The following is a 19589-nucleotide window of genomic DNA, read 5'->3' as shown; positions in this document are numbered from 1 at the left end:
GCGTCAGGCCCCCTTGCCTACGTGGGCAATGGAGGCGATCTCCACCAGCGCGTCGGGTTTCACCAGCCCGCATTGGATGCAGTAGCGTGCGGGCTTGGTGCCAGGGAAGAACTCGGCATAGACTGCGTTGATCTTGGCGTAATCGGCCCAGTCCTTGAGCATGATCATGTTGAATGTCACGTCGTTCATCGTGCCCCCGGCGGCCTCCACCACGCCCTTGATGATGGTGAGTACGTGGCGCGTCTGCGCGGCGGCGTCGCCCACGTGGACCACGTTGTTGTCCTTGTCGAAGGGCAACGTGCCCGAGACGTAGAGCACGCCGTCGGCGAGCGTGCCGGGAACGAAGGGAGCGATGGGGGTGCCGGTACCCGGCGGGATGATGGCTTGCATGGGCATGGTGTGCTCCTCTTTGTGAAGATCAGGCGATGGCCGGCTCGGCCGGCACGAGTTGTGTGGGTTGTACGGCGGCTTCGGGTGCCACAGTGCGGCAGAAGTCGTCCACGTTGGAGACCCAACCGAAGAAGGTCTCGATGTTGTAGATCGCCGCCTTCTGGATATAGTCCGGACCGGCCTGGTGCGTGGCGTCCTCCAGTACCACGCCGAAGTACTCCAGGTGAAAGCCGTCGCGCAACGTGGATTCGACGCACACGTTGGTCGCGATGCCGGTGAAGACCAGGTTGCGGATACCACGTGAGCGCAGCGTGCTGTCTAGCATGCAGTTGAAGAAGCCGCTGTAGCGCGTCTTGGGCACTACGATGTCGCCAGGGTGTGGCACCAGTGCATCGACCAGCGCGTAGTCCCAGCCGCCCTTTGCGAGGAACTTGCCCTGCAACTTGGGCTTGCTACGCATCGTCTTGAGCGCGTTGGACTTGTACCAGTTTGGCGAACCGGGCCCGCCAGCTTCCACGTAGTTCGCATCCCAGCCGTTCTGCAGGAACACGACCAGGATCCCTGCGGCACGCGCCGCGGCGATGGCGCGCGCGATGTTGGCTGTAGCGGCCTGCGCACCCGAGATGTCGAAGCCAGCCAGATCCAGGTAGCCCTGGGCCGAGGCATAGGCGTTCTGCATATCGACGACTATCAGGGCGGTGTTGGCAGCGAGCAAGGCCACAGGCTCGGGGCGTGCCGGCAGCACCATCGGCGCGGGGGTGCCGGGCGCACCGGGCACACCGACGGGCGTGGACGAGGTGAGGGTGGTGTTCTTCGGCGTCGTCATGGCGATCCTCCTTGCCGTCATGCGGCCTGGCGCTTGGACTGAACCAGCGAGGGGACGGGGCTGTCCACGTGGGCGCGGCTCTTCATCAGGGGCTGGACGCGCTCGCCGAAGGCCTGCACGCCTTCCACAAAATGGTCGAAGGTCAGCAACACGCCTTCGGTGCCCGGCACCTCGGCGACTTCGTCGAGCATGCGGGCGACGTTCTCGTAGGAGCCCACCAGCGTGCCCATGTTGATATTGACGGCCGAGGTCGGGTCGGCCATCTGGCGCACATTGGTGTCGGCGCCGGATTTGGTGTCGACTGCGCCCTGCTGCCCAAGCCAGGCAATTGCCTCGTGGTCGGCACCGGCCTTGTAGTGCTCCCACTTGGCCCGGGCGGCCTCGTCGGTCTCGTCTGCGATCACCATCATCAGGACATAGGAAGTCACTTGGCGGCCCGTCTTCCTCGTGGCCTCGATCAGCTTCTCCGCTGCCGGAGCGAAGGCCTTGGGCGTGTTGACGCCTTTGCCGAAGCAGAAATTGTAGTCGGCGTACCTGGCCGAGAAATCCATGCCTGCGTCGCTCTGGCCGGCACAGATCACCTTCATATCCGCCTGCGGCGTAGGGCTCACGCGGCAGTCCTCCATGGCGAAATGCTCGCCCTTGAAATCGGATTTGCCGGTGGCCCAGAGATCGCGAAGCACCTGCACATACTCCGAGAGGTATTGGTAGCGAGTGCCGAAGAACTGGTCGCCCGGCCACATGCCCATCTGCGAATACTCCGGCCGCTGCCAGCCGGTCACCAGGTTCACACCAAAGCGCCCGCCCGAAATCGAGTCGATGGTGGCGGCCATGCGCGCTACGATGGCAGGGGGCATGGTGAGCGTGGCGGCGGTAGCGAAGAGCTTGATCTTGGAGGTGACCGCGGCCAGGCCTGCCATCAGCGTGAAAGACTCCAGGTTGTGGTCCCAAAATTCGGTTTTGCCCCCGAAGCCGCGCAGCTTGATCATGGAGAGCGCGAAGTCCAGGCCATAGTGCTCGGCCGTCTGTGTGATCTGCTTGTTGAGCTCGAACGTGGGCTTGTACTGCGGAGCGTTCTCCGAGATGAGCCAGCCATTGTTGCCGATGGGAATGAAGACGCCGACGTTCATGTTTTCCTCATTTGGTCAAAGGGCCCTGATCCGCGTCATGCCGTTGCATCCGTGCCAGGGTAGTCCGTACTAGCATGCATCGTGCCATATGCAAAATAGCATTATTAATCAATGACTTGAGTATTAGTATTGGATTTTATTTGACCAAATGGTCCAAGTTGGATCATTTGGTTTTCATCTGGCTCACGGCAATGGTGCGCGCATGCGCCGAGACAGTGCCATGCCCGCCACGGGTGTGCGCCTTGTTTAGGCGGTGCTTTTCCAGTGGGTGCAAGTCCAAACAAGAGCAGGAAGCACAGCGCGCAACGATGGTGGCTGCAGTGGTGACCGCGGCAGTTCGACGGGGAGCAATGGATTCCAGTTGTCGAGCGCACGCATGCGGTGCCGTGCCGTCGTCACAGATCAGTTCGGCTTCGGTGCAGTAGCGGGTTGAGATAACGCACGCACTCCGCGATGGGCTTGCAGTTGGTGCGCCCGCGTCGCATCGGCCCGCGCAACGTGTCCCGCCAGATCCATGCGCGCGGCACCTTCCAGTAGGCCGGTCCAGTGGCGGGTGCGCGGCACCAGGTCCGGATTGCGTCGCGCAATATCGGCTCCGTCAGGGTAGGTTTCAGACGAGCTATTGATTGTTTGACGGTGGCGCGTGGTTCGCTGCTCGGATGCCTCCAAGTTCCCGCGCGTGCAAGATGAGATCCTCGAAGAGGCCGATCTTGAGCGACACCTTTGGTGCGGGATTCTTTGGAAAGGTTTTTGGAAAGCGCTGTTGCAGCTTCACGATGGCCTGCAGCACCGGATCGACGGGCTTAACGGGCCTAGCCGGGCTGGCTGAAACTGGGGTGCACGTCGCGTCCTCGCCCGTGGCGTTTTAGCTACTTTTGCCAGTTGTTCCTTGAGTGCCGCCAGTTGTTCGAAGCCCATCGTGCCCAGACATTAGAAACAGAAGCCTCGTGCATGGCAATCCGTCACGATTCGCGTTGCCGCCCGCGCCGCGGCGTGGCATCGGCCAAACCAGGCACATTCTGGCCCCGGGGCGGGTGCCCCGGTCACACTTCGCGCTTCCACCCGATCCGGTGACGTTCCTGCGTAGCTTCGTGCCGCGCATCGTCTTCCGTGTGGAGGTAGGCGCTGGTGGTCGAGATGGACGCATGCCCGAAATTGTCCCTGACAAAGCGCAGGTCCACCTGCTGGTCCGTCATATGCGACCCCGCCGTATGGCGCAGCCAGTGCGCCGACGCGCTGGCCAGCACCTCGGCCCGGCTTTCCCAATCCGGTCCGCGTGCGCGCAGGCGCTCGGCCGCCAGCGCGAAGATCTCCTTGAGCACCAGGTGAAGCGCGCCGCGCGACAAGGGTTTTTCCTTGCCAATGACCGGTAGCACGATGGGGCGGTCCTCGCCTGGCAATGGCATCGGCGGCAGGCCGTGGGCGGCGCGATAGCGCGCCAGCTCCACCATCATTTCGTCCGTGGCCGGCACCAGCCGCGTCTTGTCCCCTTGCCCGTCACCTCCAGCCACCAACGCTCCAGGCCCTGGCTGTCACGGCGGCAGAAAAACGCCCCCATGCGCGTGCTGGCCACCTCCGCCGCCCGCAAGCCGCCGAGATACAGCACGGTCAGCAGCCAGCGGCAGCGCGCCGCGTGCAGGCGGTCGCGCTCGGTCGCACTGCCGATCGTACCCGGTATGGCGTCGATTCCCTCCCACTAGCGCGGCATCGGTTTAGTACTAGACCACATAGGTGAATAGGATCTAACTAACTTGGTCTTCAGAGGCCAGGGACGATACGCAAGTATCCAAATGCAGAGCAAGGGGGCCGATTATAGGAAGCAAGGCCAAGTAGGCGTAGTAACCGCTAAAGCGAGCGGCTTGGAAGACTTTTCTATAGGGGAAGAACCACAGCGCTTCGAAGAGAAAAATCCGAGAAGGTAAATCATCACTAGAGTGTCTCCTGGCGTACTCATTGATGATGTAGAACCGGGGTGTAGGCGCAGCGCGTTGATCTACACCCGCGAGAAAATGCGATGCTGCTTAATCAGGTTGCCGCGCAGGGCCGTGACCGGATGGGCTGGCCTCGGGACAACTCGTTATGCATCACTTACGGGGCAGCGGTCAGAAGCTCACGCGTACTCCCCCGTTAACACCAACATCGTTCTTGCCGCGACGGACCTCCCCGCGATTGATTCGCGCGCAGAACAATCTGCTTGCCGACAGGCGCGCGCTCCGACGAATAGCTCTCTAGAAACTGCTCGCCCGCGTAGCCTTTGACCACGTACGCTATCTTCCAAGCAAGGTTGAACGCATCCTGTACGCAGGTATCCAGGCCAAGGCCGCTCGATGGAGGATGACGATGGGTGGCGTCGCCGCCGCAGAACACACCTCCCTTTGAATACGACGTCGCGTATGCCTGGTTCACATACCAAACTGATTTCCGCACAAGCTCGACCTCGAGATTCGGGTCACCGACCAGAACACGAATCTTGCTCAGAACGGTCTCGTCGCTCAGGTCCGACTCGCCCTATACTCGCCGGGAGCGTGCTCGCTTGCGTCGCACGCGAAGTCGGTATCGCAATTGAACTCGAAAAGGTGGACATTTCGACGAAGCGCACGCAAGGCGAAATCGACTTTTTCACAATCAATCCAAAGGGAAACGTTCCAGTGCTCGAACTGGACGACAGGAGTTTTCTTACGGAAGGTCCTGCAATCATGCAGTTCCTCGCGGACTTGAAGCCAGAACGCGATCTCGTTCCTCGCAATGGGACGATGGCGCGGTACCGCCTGCAGGAATGGCTTGGTTTCATTAATTCTGATTTGCACACGAGTTACGCCCCGCTCTTCAATCCCGATACGCCAGAACTGATCCGCAGAAAAAGGCAAGAAGTACTCTTAAAATACTATGCATTGCTGGAGCGATCCCTGACGTCCCAGAAATGGTTGCTGGGAGAGCAATTCTCGGCAGCCGACGCCTATCTTTTTACGGTAAAAAATTGGGCAAAGCACGTTGGCCTGGATTTATCGCGGCTGCCCGCTATCACCGCGTTTCAGCAACGCGTGGCTGGTCGCCCGCGAGTCCGGGAAGCACTTTTTGGCGGAAGGTTTGCTGCGGGACTGATCAGGTCGGGCTCTCGCGGCGACTGTTCGCCACGCAAGGTGCTCGGTACCGAAATCAATTTGGAGTTCAAGGGTCGTCGGCGTTAGGTCGCAAGCAGCAACGGCAAACGTTGAATGCCTGATTGTTGACGATCTGAGCGGGCACGATGAGCGTCCGCTCCAGGTGCCGGCCGGCTACTGCCCGATGCAGTCGGCAGTAATCGGTCACGGTTGTGTAGAAGCGCCAATTCTCAAGGTTTCGAGGGGTCACGTTACCCTTTCTGCGGCCTTCAGTCTCGCGGTTCCCAGGCGCGACAACCTGATCCGTGAGGGCGCACCGTCCCCACGCGATGTCTCGGTCCTCCGAGAATTGAATCAGGTCAGGATCCAGCGACCGGACCGTCTCGGCCCGGTCGGATCGCGACCTACACCAGCCGCTCATTGTGAGCTTGGAATCTACCTGGAAACAGCCTGCTAAGGAGGCGGATATGATTGAGCCGATCGACAGCCTGGAGATTGCGGTCATAGTCGATAACGTGACCGATATCCTTTCATCAAATCCAAAGTATGTGGAAACGGAGGTTGCCGGCGCCTGGCGGCGCAGGATGAAATGGCTCGGCGGAGAATGTCTTTGTTGCGCCGCTCACGGCTTGTCTTGCCTGATTACAGCCCGTGTTGGCGACACGTCGCACTCACTTCTGTTTGATACGGGGCCTGACGAGTGGGTATTCGAACGTAACATCGTCAGGCTCGACCTCGACCTTGGCAAGGTCGGCGCGATGGTGCTTTCACATGGACATTGGGATCATGCAGCAGCGATGCCACGGGCACTGCAGATGATAACTTTGGCAAACGGTGGAAAGCCTGTCCCAACCTATATGCATCCAGAAATGTTCGCATCGCGAGCGGTCAAGAATCCGCAGGGCCGCATGATGCCGATGGAGGATATTCCAAACCAGCAGGTGCTTGCTGGTAACGGTGCAGAACTAATTATTACGAGAGCTGAACAGGCGGTTCTGTCGAAATCATTCTACGTTAGCGGTGAAATCCCGCGCGTGACAAGCTTCGAGCGAGGTATGCCTGGCCAGCACAGGCTTGGCCCTGACGGCGAATGGGAGTTGGACGAACTCCTCGTGGATGAACGATTTGTTGCCGTGCATATCGCTAACAAGGGTTTGTTTGTTTTTACAGCCTGTTCGCACGCAGGTCTCATCGACGTATTAACTCATGCAAGCAATCGCTTCCCTGACGTCCCGATCTACGGGGTACTAGGCGGCTTCCATTTGTCAGGTGCAACAGAAAGCATCATTCCAGACACTGTCGAAGCGCTAGAACAGTTCAATCTTAGTCTGATCGCCGGCGCGCATTGCACCGGTTGGCGGGCAATGCGCGCACTGGCAACACGGTTCAAGGATCGAGTCGTATCTTCGGCGGTAGGGAAGCGTTTCATTCTTTGACTAGAGAGCGTACTGGACCGCTGCGCCGCCGGTCTTCTTGGAGAGGCAGGCAACGCGGGCAGACTATCTCGCCGTTGTGGCGATGAAGGCGGTGGTAGACGCAGACGGGCAACGTCATGACGCGCGTGAGCCGTTTGACCAGGCCACGGCCTCAATGACGGGCCTCGGTAGGGCCGCCTGTGCGAGTCCACCACGAAGCTGGTCTTGTGTGATGACTATGCGACACCGGGCAATGGCTCAGATCGGAGCCATGAAGCGCCAATCGCCCACGTCATCGCTCGGGCGTTCGGACGTCGGGTCCACTCGGCAAACGGCCATTCGATTCGTCGAGACGAACATTGCGTCATCGGCCATCCTGGCGTCGCGTGTCTAGCTGGTTTCAGTAATTTCGCTTGGCCAATGTCGTACTGGGAAGGCAAGGTCGTGGCAAATGGATCGTGGCGGAGGTAGGTAATGGAACACACGAGCATCACCACGGAAATCGGGGATCGAGCGTCGAGCTCGTCTGTCGCAAGATCGGCCAATCCAGAGTCAAGGCTGTGCATCGATTTGTGCAATCAACGGCATCCTGGATCGGTTCCGGGGCATCCCGTCTTTGCGGCGTTGCGGATTGCTAATCGAGAAAGCTGTGCGACTTGCTTTCTGTATCGTCCGTGATCGACGTGCGCGCGAATCGCATTTGATATTCGCTCGGCGAAAGACCGGTCTTGCGCTTGAACAGTTGTCGGAATGTGCTGAGGTCACCATAGCCGACGCGTTGACTGACCACTTCAAGGCCAATGGGCCTTGATTCCAGCAACTGTTTGGCTACTTCGATGCGCAGGTTCTGCAGATACGTCAATGGCGCGAGGCCTACTGCCAGCTTGAAACGCCGGTTAAGCGTCCGCTCGCTGACAGCGAGCCACTCGGCAAGCTCGCTCAGCCGAAACCCCTGCTGCAGGGTCGCCTCCATGCGCTGTTGAGCTCGTGCGACGAGCGGATCGGCATGTCCGTGTTCGTCGAGAAGCTTCGCGTAAGAAGCTTGGGAAGTCCGGTTCATGTCGATCAATAGCGACTTGGCGGTCATCGCGGCAAGCTTCTCGCCCGCGAACGTTTCGACCAGCCGCACGGCGAGATTGAGATACGACGTCACAGAGCCGCCCGAGATGATGCGATCTTGCGCGGTCAGGATCTCCGAGGCCCGAAGCTCGACGCGCGGATAGCGTCGGGCGAAGTCCGCCGCAGTGGCCCAGTGTGTCGTGGCGACCCGGCCGTCCAGCAAGCCCGCCTCGGCAAGCAGGTAGTTGCCGGTGCAGTATGCGGCCAGCACGGCGCCAGCCTCGCTTTGGCGCCGTAGCGCGGACGACAGCGCATTCAACTGCTTCCGGCGGCCGATGAATTCGTCCATGTTGGAGAAAAAAGGGGCCGTTATCAGAATGGCGTCTGCACGCTTGCGTGGATCGATTTTCCCGTCCACGGAAATGCTCTGGCCCGATGCGGCCTTGACCGGTCCTCCGTCCAGCGATTCCACGCGCCAGGTGAACATGGGGGAAGGATGGCGACTATGTGCGACTTCCCGTGCACTCAGGTGATTGGCGGCGTTGAGGACGTCGATGGGTCCCGCGACGCCGGATGCCAGAATTCCGTCATAGACCCAGATCCGGATCGTGATCATTTGCGTATGTGTCTGATATTCCTCGAATGATGGCAATACTGCCACTTCCAGGTCTGCCCGTAAAGGCCGATGATCGGCGAACCGAGACACCTGAAGAAGGAGTGACACCATGCCAATGATCGACGCACTGTGGCCGGAAGGTGCCTTGACGCCTGAAGCGGAAGCACGTCTGGTCAAAGAACTGACTGACATCCTGATCAAAGCGGAAGGGTACGACCCGGGCAATCCGGTTGCGCAGAGCGTAACTGTGTTTCATCTCCACCGACCGGCCGCGGTATTCGTCGGAGGAGAGCGCTCGAAGGCAGTACGCTACCGGATTATTCCTTCGGCGCCCGAGGGGCAATACACCGACGAGTCGCGTAACGCGCTGGTTAAAGCCGTCACGGAAGCGGTCGCCCGCGCCGAGGGCCGACCGTTCGACGAGGTCGCATCGCGGGTATGGGTCTTTCCAACAGAAATTCCGGACGGTACCTGGGGCAGTCGCGGCGCAATCTTCAGGCTGCCCGCCATTCATGCGCTACTGGCCGGTGAGTCCGAATGCAGCGTCGGCGAGGAACGACTCGCGCGGAGACGGCGCGAAAAGGCACGCATCACGCTGGAAGCCGCCGTTGATGCCATTAGCTCTAGAAGTGCCAGGTCGTAACAGCGTCACATGTAGTGCAGCGGTGCGGGAGCGGATGCCCGCGCCCGCTGCCAACGTTCATACAACCGAAGGAAAACCCGACATGAAATTCAACGATACGGCACCAGTCCTGGCTCCTGCAGGTGGGCCGCCGCTCTGGCTGGCCAGGTTGGCCGACGATGCGACGCTTGAGGCGACTGTCCTGAAGCGTCCGGTCCAAGGGCGGGCGAACATCCTGTCTGTGATCAAGCACGCGGTCTCACTCTACGAGTTCCAACATCACAGCTACAAGGGCGAGATCGGCAACGGCCTGTATATGGAGTCCTACCGCGCGCAGATTCAGGGTGTACCGATTGAAACTCTGCTCGTGGCGCACCTGAACGAACAGGGCGAAGCCGACTCTGTGGTGATCAATCATCGCCCGCTGAATGCGGCGATGCTGTTTTCGAAACTGATGCGGGAACGGGTTGACGAGCGGTTCCGTGACCTCTATCTGAGCGGACCGGACGCCGACGCCGTGAATGCGGGCCGCAGCTGACCGTTTGGGCGCCCAGCTTATTCGCGACTGGCACGTCGGCGCCGCGAAAAGGCACGTGAACTTCGGACAGGTGTCGCTGACGCGGTGGTTTAGCTTCGTATCGCAATGTATTTGCTGAGGGCCGTGACACGAAAGCTCATAAAAGCCGCCTTTGCTCGACACATGCGGGATACGTCTACGCGATCAAATACGTCCATCGAGTAGTGAGTTTGCAGAGCAGCGTAGCCGTCTGAGCCACGCTCGTTTAGGCCGGAGGATTCGCTGACACTCCGAAATTTGTCCTTCAACGTATCGCATAAACAACATGAGTCGAGCATGATTTTAGACGTTCAACACAAAGTGGAAGATGACGTGAGCAGCGAGATTGCGCGGAACTGTCTGCTGACGCGTACGCGGCAAATTTCCAGGGTCTTGACTGCCATCTACGACGAGCAGCTACGGCCCTTCGGCATAAATGCCTGTCAATTCACCCTGCTTGTACTGATCGTCGAGTTTGCCCCACTCAGCCGGTCGGACCTCGGGCGCAGGAATTTTCACGATCGGTCGACGCTGACAAGGAATTTGCGGCCGCTCATCTCGCAGGGGCTGGTCTCCGAAGACGTCCCGGGAAACGATGGTCGCAGTCGCGCCCTTTCGCCGACGGAAGAAGGCAAAACATTGCTCCGTAGCGCCGCGTCCGCGTGGTCGGCTGCCCAGACTAAAGGCACGACCCTCCTCGGAGCGGTTGGTGCCAATGCGCTCATGGGCGTGGCGGGCGAACTGCCGCGTCGCACATAATTTTCTTTAGTCACCAATGTTGCATATGCAGCGTAGCAGGGCGCTCCGTGCCCCTCCTATCATAGTCATCAAGGAGTTCGTAATGAAAGTCGTCAAAGCCGCCGCCGTCCAGATCAGCCCGGTTCTCTACAGCCGCGAAGGGACCGTCGAGAAGGTCGTGCAGAAGATCCACGAGCTTGGTCAGATGGGTGTGCAGTTCGCCACCTTCCCGGAGACCGTGGTGCCCTACTATCCGTATTTCTCCGCAGTCCAGACGCCGATACAGCTTTTGTCCGGCACCGAGCATCTGAGGTTGCTCGACCAGGCCGTGACAGTACCGTCTCCCGCAACCGATGCAATCGGCGAGGCAGCCAGAAAGGCTGGCATGGTGGTGTCGATCGGCGTCAACGAGCGTGACGGCGGAACTATCTACAACACTCAATTGTTGTTCGATGCCGACGGCACCTTGATCCAACGCCGCCGCAAGATCACACCGACCCATTTCGAGCGAATGGTCTGGGGCCAGGGGGACGGATCGGGTCTGTGCGCGGTCGACAGCAAGGTCGGTCGCATTGGGCAACTGGCTTGCTTTGAGCACAACAATCCGCTGGCGCGCTACGCGATGATCGCCGACGGCGAGCAGATCCATTCGGCGATGTATCCGGGTTCTGCGTTCGGTGAAGGGTTTGCGCAAAGAATGGAAATCAATATCCGCCAGCACGCGCTTGAGTCCGGCTGCTTCGTCGTCAATGCAACGGCCTGGCTGGATGCCGATCAGCAGGCGCAAATCATGAAGGACACAGGCTGCGAGATCGGCCCGATCTCCGGCGGTTGCTTCACCACGATCGTGACCCCCGATGGCATGTTGATCGGTGAACCGCTCCGGTCGGGTGAGGGTGAAGTCATCGCCGACCTCGATTTTGCACTGATCGACCGACGCAAGTTGTTGATGGATTCGGCCGGCCACTACAACCGGCCGGAACTGCTCAGTCTGTTGATCGACCGCACGCCCACGGCACATGTTCATCAACGCCCTGTGCACGACCCATCGAGCGCTGAACAAAACCCGGACGATCTGCGCACCGCGATTTCGTGAACAGGTCGACTTATTTAGTCCCTATAAATCGATGGAGATGCACTTTGAAAGTCATTGCCAGAATTGGCGCTGCGAGCGCCGCGATAGCCGCTCTTGTGCTAACCGCTTTTCCGAGTTTCGCGCAGGCGAAGACTCAAGTCCGCACTGATGTAGCGGTGGTACACAAGACCGCTACGGCCAAGGTCGCCGCCGTATCCGACGCGGCCCTGGTGAAATCGCTAGCCGGATTCAGGAACCGCTACGCCGAGGTCAACGGCGTGCGGTTGCACTACGTCGTCGGCGGCAAGGGCGAACCGCTGGTGCTGCTGCCCGGCTGGCCGGAGACCTGGTGGACGTTCCACAAGGTCATGCCGACGCTCGCCGAGCATTACACCGTCATCGCCGTTGACCTGCGCGGCATGGGGTCGTCGTCGAGGCCCGCCGACGGGTACGACAAGAAGACCATGTCGAAGGATATCCATGAACTGGTGCAATCATTGGGCTATGACAAGGCCAGCGTCGCCGGACACGACATCGGCTCGGCCGTGGCTTTCGCCTATGCGGAGAACTACCCGCAAGCGACCGACAAGCTAGTGATGATAGAGTTGCCGCACCCCGACGACAGCCTGATGTCGTTCCCGCTGCTGCCCGCGCAAGGCGCGTTTGGCGACAAGCTGGGCACGGCACGCGCGTATCTGTGGTGGTTCGCGTTCAACCAGGTCCAGGGGCTGCCGGAAAAGCTTCTCGCGGGACACATCCGGGTGGAACAGGACTGGATCTTCAACTATTTCCTGGTGGATGCGGGCGCGGTGGATGCGCGAGACCGCGCAGTGTATGAGCGGGCATATAACACCGCCGACGCGATCCGCGCAAGCAACGCGTGGTATCAGGCTTTCCCCCAGGACGTGCTCGACAACAAGACTTACGCCACGCTGCAAATGCCGGTCCTTGCGATGGGTGGCCCGGCCTACGGATGGATGAAGAAAGTCGTCGGCCAAAAAGCGGCGAATCTCACGGCAGTCAATGTGGAGAACAGCGGTCACTTTATCCAGGAAGAGCAGCCGGAACGCGTCGCCAGAACGATGCTTGATTTCCTGCAAGGCGATCATCAACATTGAACAGACGATCCGAGAAGTCACGCTATCCGGACGAATGTCGTCTTTAAGTGTGCATGCATATATTCGTGACGCGACATCAGGCGTGCACAACAACAGAGGTCGTGAGGGCCGCCGGATTTCGATCCGTTTGAACGCAACGAAGAGGTAAACGATATGACGATTCAATCTACGCATGATCGACCGATTCTCGTCACCGGAGCGGCGGGCGCTATCGGTGGCATCGGTCGCAACGTCACTGAAATGCTCATTGCCAAGGGGCATAAAGTGCGTGCGCTTGTTCGGCGTGAAGATGAGCGCGCCGAGGATCTGCGCCGGCTTGGCGCCGAGGTCATGGTGGGCGATCTGACCGATCTCGCTTCGATGCATCGCGCAGTTGAAGGCTGCTCGCGCATCTACTTTGGTATGTCGATCTCGTCGGCCTATCTGGAGGCGACGGTCAACGTCGCGTCGGTGGCGCGTCATCACGGCGTCGAGGCCTTCGTGAACATGTCGCAGATGACGGTCACCGAAATGAGCATCACGGAGACCACCGACAGCCCTCAGCACAAGCTGCACTGGCTTGCCGAGCAGGTATTGGCATGGTCGGGGTTGCCGGTCGTCACTGTGCGACCCACGGTCTTTCTCGAAGGTTTCTTTCTGCGTCTCGCCGATGCAGGCGTGCGTGACCACGATGAACTCGTGTTGCCGCTAGGCAGCAGTCGCACCTCGCCGATCTCAGCCATCGATGTGGCGCACGCCGTATCCGTCATCCTCGACGACCCGGCGCCGCACATCGGCAGTGTATATAACCTGACCGGATATGAGTCGGCCGATCTCGAACACTACGCGCGTGCCTTTTCCGAGGCACTCGGCCGGACGATCCGCTACCGCGACGTGCCGGTTTCGGCGTGGACCGAAAAGCTTCGCGAAGCAGGCGTGCCAGCGCATCTCGTCAAGCACCTCGCCGTAATGGCCAAACTTCATGCGCAGGGAAGATACGACCGCATGACCGACGATCTGTTCAGGCTCACCGGCAAGGCTCCGACGAGCATGCACGACTTCGTGAAACTCCACGCCACAGAGTTCGGAAGCGGTGAAACCACTGCTTAACGCCCATGATATTGAAGTTTGTCTACAGGGCGTATTGCTACGGCGCACCGTGCGTCGAATATCGCAATCAAGGGCGCGTTCGATCACGCTAAGATTAATTGCTGAGCTGTGCATCATACGTACAGCCTATCCGTCATCAGCGGTCTTGGTCAATCGCTAGCCCGCCACTACACTTCTTAGGCTATTTGCAACATGGACGGTTGCACAAGCGCATTTTGGCGCCAGCAGAGCGGCGGATTTTCTTTACCTTGTCCCATCAACTGGTGAGGCTTTTCCAGCAATCGGTTCATGGGTCCGTCGCGATGGCGACCTCAAGCGATTTTACAAGTGGAAGCCGATGAAACCTTGACGCGCCGAACCGGCAGAGATTTCCGGAAAGAGGAGAACATGCCCACACTAAAGCAGAAAGAAGAGAACATGCCGACACTACAACAGATAGAGAACACCGCTGCTCAACTGTTTTCTTATGTGCGCCGCACGCCCGCTATTCCATGGCCGGGAACTGTGCCCAAAGGAATATCGCAGATTGTACTCAAGTTGGAGTTATTCCAATACACCGGCACATTCAAGGCTCGCGGAGCGCTTGCGAACATGCTTGCGCTATCTCCTGACGCGCTCAAGCGTGGTGTAACCGCAGTAAGTGCAGGAAATCACGCTGTGGCCGTTGCGTGGGCCGCCTCGAAGATGGGTACTCGTGCGAAGGTCGTCATGCAGTCAATCGCAGACCCTATGCGCGTCAGGCTCGCACGCGACTTTGGAGCTGAAGTGATATTAAAGCCCCCGTCTGAAGCGTTTGCCGAAGCGATGCGCATTGAGCGTGAGGAGAAAATGACGTTCCTCCACCCATTTGACGGAGAGCGGACTGCCTGCGGTACCGGCACCTTAGGACTTGAACTAGTCCAGCAAATACCTGATCTCGATGCGGTGGTAGTTTCAGTTGGCGGCGGCGGCCTTGCCGGTGGTCTTGCGGCAGCGATCAAGGCGGTGCATCGAAACTGCGAAGTACTGGGCGTTGAGCCGACGGGGGCTGACGCGATGCTCCGGAGCTTTCAGGCTGGCCATGCAATTGAACTCGGGGGCACTTCTACCGTCGCCGACAGCCTCGCTCCGCCTATGGTGACGCCATACTCTTATCAGCTGTGCCGCACGCACCTCGACGACCTCGTTGCGATAGACGACGATTTGATTTGCGCTGGGCTCGCTCTTTTACAACAAGAGGCAAAGATCGCGGTCGAACCGGCCGGTGCGGCCGCGATCGCCGCAGCCTTGGGTCCATACAGAGCTCGGCTCGCAGGCAAGCGCGTAGCTGTCGTTATTTGTGGCGCAAATATCAACCCGCGTAGCTATGCGGACATGTTGATACGCGGGCTCAATTCGCTAGAGCGTCTAGAAAACGTTTGAAAGACATTAGCGGGCGCAGTCCAGTTTGGAAGGGCATCACATTGCTATCGACGGCAAGTGCGTGTGCGGCTCGCATGATGGCGAACAAAGTGCGATTCATCTGGTGTCGGCCTGGAGCAGCCGCACCGGCTTGACGTTGGGGCAGGTTCGGACTGCCGATAAAAGTAATGAGATCACTGCGATCCCCGAATTGTTAAGTTCACTTTACATCAAAGGCGGTGTCATTACCCATCTCCTTACCGTGAAAGCTGGATAGAACGGGCATGCGCATTCCCGCTCGCGTAGCCCGCGAGTAAAACTATCGCCAGGCCCGACCCCTCGTTGTAGCGATCTCTACGTGGTAGGAGACGTAGATGGGTTATTGGGCCATTGGCCTATAACCTTGAGTTGTTTGATCCAGCGAGGCGCGTTTTTCTTGGCACTGATGGCCGCATAGTCAATCTGCGGGTCGTGATACGCAACTTTGCGTGTCAGTAGCAGGAAGATCAACCGTATCATCTTGTGAGCCAGAGCGATGATTGCCTTTTTGTGTGTCTTGCGCACTATCAGATTTTTGTATTTGGAGGCGATCGAGCTCTTGGTCTTCCACGCCGAGTTGGCACATTCACACATGATGTAACGGATGACCGAATTGCCCTTGCCGATGCGTGCCGATTTGCGTTTGCCAGCCGATTCGTTGTTCCCGGGGCAGAGTGCGGCCCATGCGGCGATACGGTCGGCGCTGCCAAAGCGAGTCATGTCGTCACCAATTTCGATCAGAATCAGGGCGCTCGCAATCTGGTCGATGCCAGGTATGGTCTGTAGCAGGCGATGCGCCCATTGGTAGGGAGCCATGGCGGCAAGGATATAGGCGTCGAGTTCGGCCAGACTATGCTCGAGTGTTGCAATGTGTTCATGGATGTGTTCGAGAATGAATCGGTGCCGCGGCGTCAGATCGCCATCGAGGGCGGCTTGTAGATCGTCGCGTCTGAGTTTGAGTCTGCCGCGTGCCATATCGAGTAGCGAACTGATCGATTTACCCTCGATCAGGCCGACCACCATCGCGCGTGCCGACAAACCGTTGAGGTCGCTGACGACGCCGCCAAGTTTGATTCCACCGTCATCGAGGATTTTCTCAACTTTAGACATTCAGGCCCGCTCAACGAGCGGGTTGGAAATGGATTCAAGAAATCGAAAAATGCTTGACATGGGGCAATGATCGTGTGGCCGCCGCGCTGCTTGCGCGGGTTTTAGCGCAAGCAGCGCGGCGGCCAATGAGGATCGTTTTCGGTCCTCTTGCGATTGCCCATGTCTTTGTCCAACCGTGTACGACTGTGTCTGTCCGAATGGATCAACCTTCTGCTTCTGGCCGTGCCAATTCGCTCTCGCGGGAGCTTTGTCGAGCTGCTGTGCGGCTGTATGGTTTCGCCAGAAGGCTGGGTGACGCGCGCTATCAGCGCCATCGCGCGACGCAGGCACTGGACGACCTACTACAAGCTTCTCGGGCGCGGCAGCTTGCGCACCGTGCGTTTGGCCCGCCAATTGTTCTTGCTGGTGCTCACAGTGCTGCCATGCGATGTGCTGACACTGGTCATCGACGATACGCTGGTGCCGCGCTCCTCGGAGCAGGCGCCCGGTTGCGCGTATCGCCACGACCACAGCCGCAAGATCAATCGGCCGCAATTCATACGGGCCCAGTGCTGGGTTACGCTGGGCGTGAGCGCGCTGGGCAACGGCGGGGTCAACCTGGTGCTGCCAATTCTCTCGCGGCTGGTGCCAAACACCGGCAACCGCAACAAGCTGAAAATCGCGCTGGTGCTGGTCCGCTCTCTGGCGGGCGTGGCCAACAAGCCGGTGCGCGTACTGTTCGATTCGTGGTTCATGCGCGCCCGCCTGGTATTGCCTTTGCTGCGCAGACAAATGCACGTGATTGGACAGGCGCGCATCGACACCGCGCTGTTTCTCGTGCCGCCACCGCCAACCACACCCAGACGTGGTCGCAAGCGCATCTATGGCGAGCGCCTGAACGCCGAGGCCATCGAAGCACTGCCCGCGATCGAACTGCGCATGCCGCTCTATGGCAAAGACCAGCAGGTTCGCCTGCGCTCTGCCGAGGCTCGCGCGCGCTTCCTCAAGGGCGCGTTGGTGCGTGCCGTCTGGTGCCAGTTCTTCGATGCGAAGAAACAGGCCTGGACCAAGCCCCGTCTGCTGCTCGCGAGCGAAACGGACTTGAGCGCCCAGGAGATCGTGCAGTTGTACGCGCGCCGCTGGGGCATAGAACCGCTGTTTCACAATCTCAAGCGCTGGTTCGGCGTGAGCAATCTCTGGCAGCAATCGCGCACCGTGCTGGAGTTGTGGATGCAAATTCGCTCGATGGCCTGGACTTTGAACCAACTGCTGAGTCTGGTGCTTGTCGAGACCTTCCCGATGAACGCGGTCGCACCATGGCGCATGAATCAGCCCGTCACGGCCGGTCTGGTCACGCAGTGGCTGCGCATGGAATTTACCGGACTTGCGTTTCGCGATGGCCTGAATCGCAAGTCCCAGAAATTCCAGTGGCCAACGCCACGCAACGACACGCGACCGACCTCGTAGGATTGCCCGCGCGCGCTTCTGACGGCGTCTCATCGCTGTTTCCATTGCCAAATCGCCTCGTTGACGACCACCTTCGCAGCCGGTGAGGCAGCCATTCGCATGTCTAATGTTGAGGAGGATTTTATGAAGCCGGTTGATTTCACTGGCGCGCATGGCAGTGAGCTTACGCCGGTAACGGGACACCAGGCGCAGTTCGCGCAAATCGTGAGGCGGGATGAAGCTGCCGCGCACCAACCCGAAGCGCGCCAGGACAGCCAGCCACTGCGAATCGTTCATGTCCGTTTTCCTGCCTGGGACATGCTTGACGAAATGCGCATTGACGACCCAGGCCTGGATGCCCGCGCGTTCGAGATGGGCATAGATACTCTTCCAGTAGATGCCCGTGCTTTCCATGACGACGAGTTCGACATTCAGTTCAAGAAGCCAGGTCGTCAGGGCGCGACAATCGCGCTTGAACCCGCCGAATTCACGGCTTTGCTGTTCGATGGTGCCGTCAGGGTGTTCAATGACGGCCGTGACAACGTGTAGCATCTTGTGGACATCGATGCCAGCAACGCGTCGGTAGAGTGGAGACAGTCCTTCCATGTCACTCTCCTGTGGCTAAAATAAAAGTGGAGCACAGGGCATCGGTGAACTGGAAAACTCCTCAGACTCAATCAGTCTGGGTCTCTTTACCGTTTGTGCTGCGGCGACAAACCGCGCAACTGTTGGGGGTGCGAGCCAGTTCGGGTAGGCCTGGTTATACACGGGGTCGGGCCACCATTGAGATTGCGGTCTTTGGTGTCCTGTGCGCCACCGTTTATTCTCCGCGCTCATGAGCTTTCATGCTTGGGGGCGATGCCGATCTGAATCATGAAAAGGTTATACAGAAGTACGGCCGGCCAGAGCGATGGTGCGAGGCAGAAGTGGGTGGATGTCGATGCAGAGGGGTTGTAAACCGGCGTGAACTCGCGTTTGCCCTTGGATTTTCCAGAGAAAATGCGCAACGAGTCAGGGGCGTGGGTGGACGACGAATTTGAAGCGCTGGATCTTGGCGATCCAAGACGGGACCGTCGCGCGAAGGAGTTGCTGAAGCGGTTTGCGGCCAAGCCGACGGCGAGCATTCCGGGGGCATGCGATGGCTGGGCTGAGACCATGGCTGCATACCGCTTCCTCGGCAACGAAGAGGTCGAGTGGCGAGACATGATGCAGCCACATTGGGATCGTACGGCTGCGCGGATGCATCCATTTCCGGTCGTGCTTTGCCTTGCTGATGCGACCGAACTGGACTTTAACGGCCAAGAGATGGAGGGGCTGGGCCGTTGAGCTATGAGGTTCAGCGCGGGATGTATCTTCACGCGACGTATGCGGTGACACCGGATCGGGGGCCGCTGGGGGTGATCGACGCCTGGATGTGGGCACGCGAACCAAAGGATGCGGCCGGGCAACGCGGTGGTATCAAGGAGAGCGTGAGGTGGATCGAAGGCTATGAACGCGTGGCCGAGCAAGCGGCGACGCTGGCGCAGACCCGGCTGGTCTATGTGACGGATCGGGAAGGCGACATCGCTGCATTGATGCAGCGGGCTGAGGAGTTAGGCCAGCCTGCTGACTGGTTGATCGGATCGCAACACAACCGCAACCTTGGAGCCGAGGTCCTCAAGGTACTCGATCGCGGCGCCGGCATCCCGGAAGACAAGCTCGAGGTGGTGCTGCAGCCGTTTGTCCGGCTCGAGCATTCACGCAGCCGGGAGACCAGCGGTACCGGGCTCGGGCTGGCGATTGCCCAGCAGCTCGCGGTGGCCATCGGCGGAACCCTCAGGCTGCGTAATCGTGAGGGCGGAGGCCCGGCGGCGGAAGTCAGGCTGGGCTGACTGGCCCTGCCACAGGCGCGCTTCGGCAA

The 19589-nt window shown here is 59.5% G+C and carries 16 protein-coding genes and 5 pseudogenes; 12 read left to right on the top strand and 9 right to left on the bottom strand.

The features are described 5' to 3' along the window. Positions 1-3 precede the first annotated feature (3 nt). The 6 genes and pseudogenes from rutC to OMK73_RS15885 all read right to left on the bottom strand — a co-directional run bounded on the left by rutC (position 4) and on the right by OMK73_RS15885 (position 4842). Complete coding sequence (rutC, locus tag OMK73_RS15910; RefSeq protein WP_267602890.1) at positions 4-396, bottom strand: pyrimidine utilization protein C; 393 nt, start codon at positions 394-396, stop codon at positions 4-6. 22 nt (positions 397-418) lie between these two features. Continuing rightward, the gene (rutB, locus tag OMK73_RS15905; protein WP_267602889.1) at positions 419-1216 is read right to left on the bottom strand and encodes a pyrimidine utilization protein B; all 798 of its coding nucleotides are present in this window, start codon (positions 1214-1216) and stop codon (positions 419-421) included. Positions 1217-1233: 17 nt separating this feature from the next. Further along, positions 1234-2346: a pyrimidine utilization protein A gene (gene rutA, locus OMK73_RS15900; protein WP_267602888.1), complete on the bottom strand. Its 1113-nt coding sequence runs from the start codon at positions 2344-2346 to the stop codon at positions 1234-1236. A gap of 619 nt (positions 2347-2965) precedes the next feature. Further along, positions 2966-3121 carry a ProQ/FINO family protein gene (locus OMK73_RS15895; protein ID WP_267602887.1) on the bottom strand — a complete coding sequence of 52 codons (156 nt, stop codon included), beginning with the start codon at positions 3119-3121 and terminating at the stop codon, positions 2966-2968. Positions 3122-3389: 268 nt separating this feature from the next. Continuing rightward, a pseudogene (locus OMK73_RS15890) lies at positions 3390-4006 on the bottom strand (tyrosine-type recombinase/integrase); the annotation flags it as partial. A 467-nt stretch (positions 4007-4473) separates the two neighbouring features. After that, complete coding sequence (locus tag OMK73_RS15885; protein ID WP_420715654.1) at positions 4474-4842, bottom strand: FAD-dependent monooxygenase; 369 nt, start codon at positions 4840-4842, stop codon at positions 4474-4476. Here OMK73_RS15885 and gstA point away from each other — a divergent pair. Both gstA and OMK73_RS15875 read left to right on the top strand, forming a co-directional pair. After that, positions 4789-5420 (top strand): annotated as a pseudogene (gene gstA, locus OMK73_RS15880) (glutathione transferase GstA); the annotation flags it as partial. The gene OMK73_RS15885 and the pseudogene gstA sit on opposite strands and share 54 nt — an antisense overlap. 494 nt (positions 5421-5914) lie before the next feature. Next, positions 5915-6883 carry an MBL fold metallo-hydrolase gene (locus tag OMK73_RS15875; RefSeq protein WP_267602886.1) on the top strand — a complete coding sequence of 323 codons (969 nt, stop codon included), beginning with the start codon at positions 5915-5917 and terminating at the stop codon, positions 6881-6883. A 613-nt stretch (positions 6884-7496) separates the two neighbouring features. Here OMK73_RS15875 and OMK73_RS15870 read toward each other — a convergent pair. After that, complete coding sequence (locus OMK73_RS15870) at positions 7497-8537, bottom strand: GlxA family transcriptional regulator (RefSeq protein WP_267602885.1); 1041 nt, start codon at positions 8535-8537, stop codon at positions 7497-7499. Between the two features lie 109 nt (positions 8538-8646). Here OMK73_RS15870 and OMK73_RS15865 point away from each other — a divergent pair, with 109 nt between their 5' ends. The 8 genes and pseudogenes from OMK73_RS15865 to OMK73_RS15830 all read left to right on the top strand — a co-directional run. Then, positions 8647-9180: a tautomerase family protein gene (locus OMK73_RS15865; protein WP_267602884.1), complete on the top strand. Its 534-nt coding sequence runs from the start codon at positions 8647-8649 to the stop codon at positions 9178-9180. Between the two features lie 82 nt (positions 9181-9262). Continuing rightward, a complete protein-coding gene (locus OMK73_RS15860; protein WP_267602883.1) occupies positions 9263-9697 on the top strand; it encodes a hypothetical protein in 435 nt (144 codons plus the stop codon). 315 nt (positions 9698-10012) lie between these two features. Further along, positions 10013-10474, top strand: coding sequence for a MarR family winged helix-turn-helix transcriptional regulator (locus tag OMK73_RS15855; RefSeq protein WP_267602882.1), 462 nt, complete (start codon positions 10013-10015; stop codon positions 10472-10474). 82 nt (positions 10475-10556) lie between these two features. After that, a complete protein-coding gene (locus tag OMK73_RS15850; RefSeq protein ID WP_267602881.1) occupies positions 10557-11549 on the top strand; it encodes a carbon-nitrogen hydrolase family protein in 993 nt (330 codons plus the stop codon). Between the two features lie 44 nt (positions 11550-11593). Continuing rightward, complete coding sequence (locus tag OMK73_RS15845; protein ID WP_267602880.1) at positions 11594-12646, top strand: alpha/beta fold hydrolase; 1053 nt, start codon at positions 11594-11596, stop codon at positions 12644-12646. Positions 12647-12799: 153 nt separating this feature from the next. Then, positions 12800-13735: an SDR family NAD(P)-dependent oxidoreductase gene (locus OMK73_RS15840; protein ID WP_267602879.1), complete on the top strand. Its 936-nt coding sequence runs from the start codon at positions 12800-12802 to the stop codon at positions 13733-13735. A gap of 327 nt (positions 13736-14062) precedes the next feature. Continuing rightward, positions 14063-15136: a threonine ammonia-lyase gene (locus OMK73_RS15835; RefSeq protein ID WP_267602878.1), complete on the top strand. Its 1074-nt coding sequence runs from the start codon at positions 14063-14065 to the stop codon at positions 15134-15136. Between the two features lie 28 nt (positions 15137-15164). Then, positions 15165-15365: pseudogene (locus OMK73_RS15830) on the top strand (ISAs1 family transposase); the annotation flags it as partial. Between the two features lie 104 nt (positions 15366-15469). On the opposite strand, the gene OMK73_RS15825 reads toward OMK73_RS15830, so the two are convergent. Then, entirely contained in the window at positions 15470-16264 is a 795-nt protein-coding gene (locus tag OMK73_RS15825; protein ID WP_267602877.1) for a transposase, read from the bottom strand. A gap of 159 nt (positions 16265-16423) precedes the next feature. Here OMK73_RS15825 and OMK73_RS15820 point away from each other — a divergent pair, with 159 nt between their 5' ends. Then, positions 16424-17710, top strand: coding sequence for a transposase (locus OMK73_RS15820; protein WP_267600424.1), 1287 nt, complete (start codon positions 16424-16426; stop codon positions 17708-17710). A gap of 165 nt (positions 17711-17875) precedes the next feature. Here the strand turns inward: OMK73_RS15820 and OMK73_RS39230 are convergent. Then, positions 17876-18241: pseudogene (locus OMK73_RS39230) on the bottom strand (IS110 family transposase); the annotation flags it as partial. A gap of 492 nt (positions 18242-18733) precedes the next feature. Here OMK73_RS39230 and OMK73_RS15810 point away from each other — a divergent pair. After that, positions 18734-19560, top strand: a pseudogene (locus tag OMK73_RS15810) (IS4 family transposase DNA-binding protein). The last annotated feature ends 29 nt before the right edge of the window (positions 19561-19589 follow it).

This window comes from Cupriavidus sp. D39, from assembly GCF_026627925.1.
Taxonomy (GTDB): domain Bacteria; phylum Pseudomonadota; class Gammaproteobacteria; order Burkholderiales; family Burkholderiaceae; genus Cupriavidus; species Cupriavidus ulmosensis.
Note: the sequence above shows the minus strand (reverse complement) of the source record. Positions and strands in the feature narration are given on the sequence as shown.